This is a genomic window from Kitasatospora sp. NPDC001175, assembly GCF_053598215.1.
This window is the reverse complement of the sequence record NZ_JBSFJU010000018.1, coordinates 133881-140878: the sequence shown is the minus strand read 5'-3', so window position 1 is coordinate 140878 and position 6998 is coordinate 133881. Positions and strand designations below refer to the sequence as shown.

Genomic DNA, 6998 nt, shown 5'->3' with positions numbered 1-6998 from the left:
GGGCGGGTGATGCCGGGGACGGGCGAGTACACCACCCGGTCACCCGGGTCGAAGCCGCCGAACCGGCCGGGGCCGGGGTTGAGCCGGGCCTTGGCCGGTACGCACATCCAGTGCGTACCGGCCGGGCCTCCGGCGTATTCGCCAGGTCCCATCGGACCAGACCGCCGGGCCACCGGATCGGGACCCGCGAAGCCGGCCCGCCGGGCGGCGTCAGCCGAGCGCGAGGCTGCGCAGGACCAGCCCGGTGGCCGGCTTGGGCCCGAAGGAGGTGGACTTCCGGGGCATCATCACACCCTGTTCGGCCAGCCGCCGGACCACGCTCTCCTTGACCGGGTGGAGCAGGACCGCCGTGCCCCCGCTCCGGGCGGCCTCGCGCTCGGCGGCCTCGGCGCTGTGCAGGTAGCCGATGTCGTCGGGGCCGTCGGGGATCCGCCACACGTGGTCGAGCAGGGTGGCGTGCAGGACGGTGGCGTCCAGGCGGCGCCACTCCTCGGGCTTGCCGGTGGGCACGGTGGCGGCGACCAGTTCCTCGTCCGGCTCGATGAGCAGCCGGTACATGCCGTCGCCGCCGGTCAGCAGGAAGGCGTTGCCGGCGTGCTGCTTGGCCTCGGCCAGTGCCTGGAGGGCCGTCTCCAGCGGGCCGGGGACCTCCTTGAGCTGCCAGTGGTCGCCGAGCCGGGCGAGCGCCTCGGTGATCGGAAGCCGGTACAGCACCCGGTGGATGGCCCGGACCCGGAGCGGGTAGCGGGCGGTGTCGACCAGCAGTACCAAGCCACGGTCCCACGGGCTGAGCGGCAGGTGCCGGTGCTCGCGCTGGAGGCGCAGGTACATCTCCCAGCGGTGGTGGCCGTCCGCGATCAGGGCCCTGCAGGTGGCGAGGTCGCGGCTGACCGCGGCCAGTTCGGCGGGGTCGGTGACGGCCCACAGGCGGTGGTGGGTGCCGTCGCTGGTGGTCGTGGTGAGCAGTGGCTCGCCGAGGACGGCCCGTTCGATCACCTCGGCCGCACCGCCGTTGCCCCGGTAGGTGAGCAGCAGCGGTTCCAGGTTGGCCCGGGTGGTCCGCATCAGACCGACCCGGTCTGCGACCGGGCGGGGCATCACGTCCTCGTGCGGCAGTACCACGCCGGCCTCCCGGCCGCTGACCGCCAGTGCGCCGATCAGGCCGCGCTGCAGGGCGCCGCCGCCGGGGCCGTCCTCGGCGGTGCGCTGCTCGTAGACGTACAGGGCCGGTTCCGGGTCGGGGGCGAGGACGCCCTCGCGCTGCCACTCGGCGAGCAGCCGGGCGGCGTGCCGGTAGCGGGTGTCGCGGTCGGGGCGGTCGCCGGTGTCCTCGGGTTCGGGCCTGGGAAGGATGAGCCGGACGATGTTGTGGGGGTCGGCGGTCTCCAGGTCGAGCCGCCGCCCAGGATCCACCACGTCGTACGGGGGCGAGGTGACCGCGGCGAGCGTACCGACCCGGTCGGGGACGTATCGCAGGGCGCGGAACGGTGAGAGGGACAGCCCCGCAGTGGCGACGTGGCCGGGGTCACCGGGGCCGCCCGCTGGAGCCTCTGCTCCTGTGTCTGCACTGGGTGTGCTCATTCTGGGCATCGTAACCAAGTACGCGTTGTTGGGAGATCTCGTAGATCACAGTGCCACGGCCGGCTCGTCGGGAACGGGTCGTGCCCGGCACCGACGGCGGCACCTGAGGCCGGGTTCGGATTGGAGACGGGGTACGGGATGAGTGACGGGCAGAAGCAGGCGAACGGCGGGGGCGCCGACGTTCCGGCGCAGGGCGGGCCCGGGGCGCCGAAGGGCGGCGTGTACGACTGGTTCCGGCGCGGGGCGCGGCTGCTGGAACAGGGCCACCCGGCGGCGGCCGAGCAGTTGCTTTCGCGTGCGGCCGAGGCGGAGCCGCATTCGCGGAGCATCCGGGAGACGCTGGCGAGGGCGCAGTTCAGCGCCGGGCTGTTCGAGTCGGCGCTGGAGAACTTCCGGGCGGTGGCGCTGGCCGATCCGACGGACGACTACGCTCAGTTCGGGTGGGGTGTCTCGGCGGCCCGGTTGGGCGACTTCGAGACGTCCGTCGAGCACCTGGCCCTGGCGGTCGCCATGCGGCCGGAGGCGGACCACTACCGGGCCGCGCTGCGGCAGACCAGGGCGACGCTGGCGGCCCGCGCCGGTGCCTACGGACCGCTGCTGCCAGGTGCGCCCGGGTACTCGGCGCCGCCGGAGGACGGGCAGGCCGGGTGACGCCGCGGGGCGGGCCGGGCCGAGTGCGGCCGGTACGACGATGAGCAAGAGGATGAGGTAGAGGACTGATGACGGACACCGCAGCCGGCCAGGCACGTACCGCTCCGGGGGGCTGTGACCGCCCGCTGACCGAGGCGTACGACACGGCGCTGCTCGACCTCGACGGTGTGGTGTACGCCGGAGCGCACGCGATCCCGCACGCGGTGGAGTCGCTGGCGGCGGCCCGCGCGGCCGGGATGCGGCTGGCGTACGTGACCAACAACGCCTCCCGGCCGCCCCGGGCGGTGGCCGGCCACCTGACCGAGCTGGGCATCCCGGCCGAGGCCGCCGACGTGATCAACTCGGCGCAGGCGGCGGCCCGACTCGTGGCTTCGATGGTTCCGGCCGGCGCCAAGGTGCTGGTGGTCGGCGGCGCGGGCCTGGAGGAGGCGCTCGTCGAGCGCGGCCTGGTGCCGGTCCGGTCGCTGGCGGACGGGCCGCTCGCGGTGGTCCAGGGCTACGACCCGTCGGTCGGCTGGCAGCACCTCGCCGAGGCCTCCTACGCGGTGGCGGGCGGGCTGCCCTGGGTGGTGTCCAACACCGACCTGACGATCCCCACCGCCCGGGGCATCGCCCCCGGGAACGGCACGCTGGTGGCGGCGGTCCGCACCGCGACCGGCGTCGAGCCCGAGGTGGCGGGCAAGCCGCTGCCGCCGATGCACCGGGAGACGGTGATCCGGACCGGCGCGAAGCATCCGCTGGTGGTCGGCGACCGCCTCGACACCGACATCGAGGGCGCCTACAACGGCGGTGTCGACAGCCTGCTGGTGTTCACCGGTGTCACCACCCCCGCCCAGCTGCTGGCGGCCCCGGCCCGGCACCGGCCCACATACGTCGCGGCCGACCTGCGCGGCCTGCTGACCGGCCAGCCGGAGGTGGCGGCGCTGGGCTATGGGCGCTACGGCTGCGGCGGGTACCAGGCGTGGGCGGACAACGGGGAGCTGCGGCTGAGCGGCGGCGGACAGGCCCCGTACGACGGTCTGCGGGCGCTGTGCGCGGCGGCCTGGACGGCGGCGGACGCGGGCGGCTCGGCGGTGGACGGCAGCAAGGCGCTCGCCGAGCTGGGGCTGTAGCGGCGCCCTACCCGGCCGACCCCCGGGGGAGTCAGAGCAGCGAACGCAGGCGCAGCAGGTCGCGGAAGCCGGCCTCAAGCCGGACCCGGCCGCCGGCCCAGGCAGCGGCGAAGTTGAGCTGTCCGCCGACCATGGCGACCAGGTCGTCGCCGGTCATGGAGAGGCGGATCTCGGCCTTGGCGGGCGGCGGGCCGGGGATCTCGACCATGTCGGTGATCCGGCTGTCCTTGAGGCGGCCGGAGAAGGTCAGGTCGAGGTCGGTGATCCAGCAGGTGAGGGAGCGGTCGAGGGCCGCGGCCTTGCGGGCGTCGCCGTCCGCGTTGCCGAGGTTGCTGCTGAACTGCTCCAGCGCCTGCCGGCACTGCTCGATCGTGGCCATGACTGCTGGTCTCCCGTCTGCCCGCCTCCTGTTTCAAGGCGCCGACCGTCCACGCTATCGCAGCAGTGCCGGAACCCGGCCGGGCGGCAGCGGCAGCGTAGGGCGGAGCCGAGGCGGTAGCGTCGTGGATGTGGTGGGCCAGGTCCGGCTGCACAGCGTGGTCACCGGGCCGGGGTCGCAGTCGGTGCGAGGCACTAAGGAGGCACTCGGGATGCTGCGGGATGCGGTACGGGGAGTCGTGGTGGTGGCCACCGAGCTGGCCGAGGAGACCGGCAAGCGGGTCGTGGGCGCGGCCACCGGACTGCTGGAGCGCGGCGGCGTGGACGTCGCGGCGATCGAGCGGACCGTGAGCGAGCAGTTCCCGCCGTCGGCCAGGTCGTTGCAGACGCTGGCGGGGGAGGCGGTGACGGCCGGCCGGGCCGGTCTGGATCTCGCGGTGGGGGTGGCCCGTGGCGAGGTGGAGAAGGTCTTCGAGCGGGTCGGCGACCAGGTGGTCAAGGTGGGCGTGGTGCTCAGCTACCTGGAGAGCAAGCTGCGCGAGGTGGAGGAGCAGCCCCACCTTCCTCCGGAGAGCAAGCCCGAGGCGCGCGCCGCCGGGCTGTTCGAGGCGGGCTGGGACGAGCGGGCGGCCGAGCCGGCGAAGGCCGACGAGGTGAACGGCACCGCGACGGCCGGGCGGCCCGCGCCCGCGCCTGCGCCTGCGCGGCGGGCCGCGGCGAAGCCGGCGGCGGCGAAGCGGCCGGCCGCCGGGGCCGGTGCGAAGGCGGCCGGTGCGAAGGCGGCCGGTGTGAAGGCGGCCGGTGTGAAGGCGGCCGGTGCGAAGGCGGCCGGTGTGAAGGCGAACGGCACCAAGGCCGCCGCTGTGAAGGCGAACGGCACGAAGCCGACTGTCGGACGCACGGCCGCCGATGGTGCGGCCGCGAAGAAGGCGGTGGCGGAGACCGCGACCAAGGCCGTGGCGAAGACCGCGACGAAGGCGGTGGAGAAGGCGGCGGCCGGGAAGCCGGGTACCGGGAGCCGGGCCGGTGGCGCGAGTGCGAAGGGCGGCGCGAAGAAGGCCTCCGCGAGGAAGTCCGCGCCGAAGCAGGAGGGCGGCGGTGTCTGAGCCGGCGCCGGTGGAGCCGACGGGCCACCCGGAGGTCGATGCCGCGCTGGCCGGGCTGGCGGAGCTGGCAGGGGTGGAGACCGCTGCCCAGGTGGCGGTGTACGAAGATGTACATCAGCGGCTGGTGGGCACTCTGGCCGCGCTCGACGAGCGGTAACCGGACGAGCAGCAGCCGTACGAGCACCAGCAGTACGGGTAGTAGCGAAAGCAGTAGGAGCTGAAACACCAGTGGCAGTGGCACGACGCCGACTCGACGCGGAGCTGGTCCGCCGCAAGCTGGCCCGTTCGCGTGAGCACGCGAGTGAGCTGATCGCGGCGGGCCGGGTGACCGTCGGCGGCACCACGGCGACCAAGCCCGCGACGCAGGTCGAGATTTCGGCGGCGGTCGTGGTGGCCAAGGACGAGAACGATCCCGACTACGTCTCGCGCGGCGGCCACAAGCTGGCGGGCGCCTTCGCCGCCTTCGTGCCGCAGGGCCTGGTGGTCGAGGGGCGGCGCGCGCTGGACGCGGGCGCGTCCACCGGCGGCTTCACCGACGTACTGCTGCGCGCGGGGGCGGCGGGGGTACTGGCGGTGGACGTCGGCTACGGCCAGCTGGCCTGGTCGCTGCAGAGCGACGAGCGGGTCACCGTGATGGACCGGACCAATGTCCGGGAGCTGACGCTGGAGCAGATCGGCGGGGAGCCGGTCGACCTGGTGGTCGGCGATCTGTCGTTCATCTCGCTCGGTCTGGTGCTGCCCGCCCTGGCGGGCTGCTGCGCCGAGGACGCGGACCTGGTGATGATGGTCAAGCCGCAGTTCGAGATCGGCAAGGAGCGGCTGGGCAGCGGGGGAGTGGTCCGCAGCCCGCAGCTGCGGGCGGAGATGGTCCGTCAGGTCGCCGATCAGGCCTGGGAGCTGGGGCTGGGCGTCCGGGCGGTCACCGCCAGCCCGCTGCCGGGCCCGTCCGGGAACGTCGAGTACTTCCTGTGGCTGCGCCGCGGCGCCCCGCGGCTGGACCCGGCCGAGGCGGAGCGGGCGGTGGCGGAGGGGCCGCAGTAGGCCGGAGGTCCTTCGGTGGCCGGGCCGGATGGCGGGGGTCGGATGTCAGGGCCCCCGGATAGGGTGCTGTGCAGGCGTCCGACCGTCACGCCCGGTGGCGGCCGCACCGGGGCAAGGGCGACCCGGCAGGCGTAGGGAGAGGGCAGCATGAGCGAGGAACGTACGGTCTTCCTGATCGCGCACACCGGCCGTGAGGCTGCGCTGCGCAGTGTCGAGGGGCTGGTGCACGGCCTGCTCAAGGAGGGGATCAGGATCAGACTGCTCGCCTCGGAGGCCGTCGGCCTGGATCTGCCCGACGGGGTGGAGCGGGTGCCCGGTGGGCACGGCGCGGCGGACGGCTGCGAGCTGATCCTGGTGGCCGGGGGCGACGGCACGCTGCTGCGGGGGGCGGAGCTGGCCCGGGAGTCCGGGCTGCCGATGCTGGGCATCAACCTTGGCCGGGTCGGCTTCCTGGCGGAGGCCGAGCGGGACGACCTGGCGGTCGTGGTCGAGCGGGTGGTCAAGGCCGACTACGAGATCGAGGACCGGATGACGCTCGACGTCCTGGTCCGCACCAACGGCGATGTGGTGCACCAGGACTGGGCGTTGAACGAGGCGTCGATCGAGAAGGCCGCGCGGGAGCGGATGCTGGAGGTCGTCACCGAGGTGGACGGCCGTCCGGTCTCCAACTTCGGCTGCGACGGGGTGGTCCTCTCGACGCCGACCGGATCGACCGCGTACGCCTTCTCGGGCGGCGGTCCGGTGGTGTGGCCGGAGGTGGAGGCACTGCTGATGGTGCCGATCAGTGCGCACGCGCTGTTCGCCCGGCCGCTGGTGACTTCGCCCGACTCGGTGCTGGCGGTGGAGGTCCAGCCGAAGACGCCGCACGGGGTGCTCTGGTGCGACGGGCGCCGTTCGGTCGAACTCCCGGCCGGGGCAAGGGTGGAGGTCCGCCGGGGGAGTACGCCGGTGCGCCTGGCGCGGCTGCACCAGGCGCCGTTCACGGACCGGCTGGTGGCCAAGTTCGCGCTGCCGGTGACGGGGTGGCGCGGGCGCGGCAAGGTCTGCTGAACGGCTCCCGAGGGGCATGAGGCGCCGTGATGTCTGTCGCCTACTTGCCCCCGCCCGTCGGCCAGTTGGCTTTGGCCGC

General features: G+C 74.1%; 8 protein-coding genes. 6 read left to right on the top strand and 2 right to left on the bottom strand.

Annotated elements, in window-relative coordinates; genetic code table 11:
* Window positions 1-210: 210 nt before the first annotated feature.
* Complete coding sequence (locus ACWDAK_RS16310) at window positions 211-1581, bottom strand: DUF1015 family protein (RefSeq protein WP_427393423.1); 1371 nt, start codon at window positions 1579-1581, stop codon at window positions 211-213.
* 138 nt (window positions 1582-1719) lie between these two features.
* Between ACWDAK_RS16310 and ACWDAK_RS16305 the strand changes: the two genes are divergently transcribed.
* Window positions 1720-2232, top strand: a complete 513-nt coding sequence (locus ACWDAK_RS16305; RefSeq protein ID WP_344641501.1) for a tetratricopeptide repeat protein — start codon at window positions 1720-1722, stop codon at window positions 2230-2232.
* Window positions 2233-2300: 68 nt separating this feature from the next.
* Window positions 2301-3344 (top strand): HAD-IIA family hydrolase, encoded by a 1044-nt coding sequence (locus tag ACWDAK_RS16300; RefSeq protein ID WP_344641502.1) that lies wholly within the window; start codon window positions 2301-2303, stop codon window positions 3342-3344.
* A gap of 31 nt (window positions 3345-3375) precedes the next feature.
* Here the strand turns inward: ACWDAK_RS16300 and ACWDAK_RS16295 are convergent, their stop codons facing one another.
* A complete protein-coding gene (locus tag ACWDAK_RS16295) occupies window positions 3376-3723 on the bottom strand; it encodes a sterol-binding protein (RefSeq protein ID WP_344641503.1) in 348 nt (115 codons plus the stop codon).
* A 211-nt stretch (window positions 3724-3934) separates the two neighbouring features.
* Between ACWDAK_RS16295 and ACWDAK_RS16290 the strand changes: the two genes are divergently transcribed.
* From ACWDAK_RS16290 to ACWDAK_RS16275, 4 genes are all read left to right on the top strand, one after another.
* The gene (locus ACWDAK_RS16290; protein ID WP_427393424.1) at window positions 3935-4828 is read left to right on the top strand and encodes a hypothetical protein; all 894 of its coding nucleotides are present in this window, start codon (window positions 3935-3937) and stop codon (window positions 4826-4828) included.
* Window positions 4821-4985, top strand: coding sequence for a hypothetical protein (locus ACWDAK_RS16285; RefSeq protein WP_344638268.1), 165 nt, complete (start codon window positions 4821-4823; stop codon window positions 4983-4985). The genes ACWDAK_RS16290 and ACWDAK_RS16285 overlap by 8 nt, the downstream gene beginning before the upstream one ends.
* Window positions 4986-5062: 77 nt before the next feature.
* Window positions 5063-5869 (top strand): TlyA family RNA methyltransferase, encoded by an 807-nt coding sequence (locus ACWDAK_RS16280; RefSeq protein ID WP_344638282.1) that lies wholly within the window; start codon window positions 5063-5065, stop codon window positions 5867-5869.
* A 147-nt stretch (window positions 5870-6016) separates the two neighbouring features.
* On the top strand, window positions 6017-6919 hold the full coding sequence (locus tag ACWDAK_RS16275; protein ID WP_344638267.1) for an NAD kinase: 903 nt from the start codon (window positions 6017-6019) through the stop codon (window positions 6917-6919).
* Window positions 6920-6998 lie beyond the last annotated feature (79 nt).